1 protein-coding gene is annotated in these 434 nt (G+C 51.8%); it reads right to left on the bottom strand.

What is annotated here, in order from left to right; all coding sequences use genetic code 11:
* Positions 1-388: M48 family metalloprotease (locus tag F7Q90_RS26170; RefSeq protein ID WP_151161224.1), on the bottom strand; the 388-nt coding region annotated here is incomplete at its 3' end.
* Positions 389-434: the final 46 nt, after the last annotated feature.

The following is a 434-nucleotide window of genomic DNA, read 5'->3' as shown; positions in this document are numbered from 1 at the left end:
GACTCATGTTTTGCAACAGACCGGTGCTCACAGCGACCAATGAGGCGTCACGGCGTGCGCCCGTCGCAAACGCGTTAATGTCTGGCGCATGGTAGATGGCAACCTGCGGCATAGCGATACCGGCCTGCCGCGCTTGCGTTGCTACTGTGTTCATCAACCAGCGTTCTCTTTCATTGCGAGGCTGTTCAATAACCTCCCCTCCTACTGATTTTAACGCCATCCATTTGGACATCAGCAATGAAATAAAAGAACCGCCAAAACCAAACAGCAGCGCCATAATCAGCAAGCCTTGTACGCTGCTCGACTGTATCCCTGTCAGGCTCAGAACCAGCCCGAAGACGACCATCACCGCCAGGTTCGTCAGCAGGAAGAGCGCGATTCGCATCATAATTTTCTTTTAACCTCAATTTAACAAAGCGCACTATGCGATTACC

The sequence above is a fragment of the Pantoea stewartii subsp. stewartii genome, assembly GCF_008801695.1.
GTDB lineage: Bacteria > Pseudomonadota > Gammaproteobacteria > Enterobacterales > Enterobacteriaceae > Pantoea > Pantoea stewartii.
This window is presented reverse-complemented; position numbering and strand designations above follow the sequence as displayed.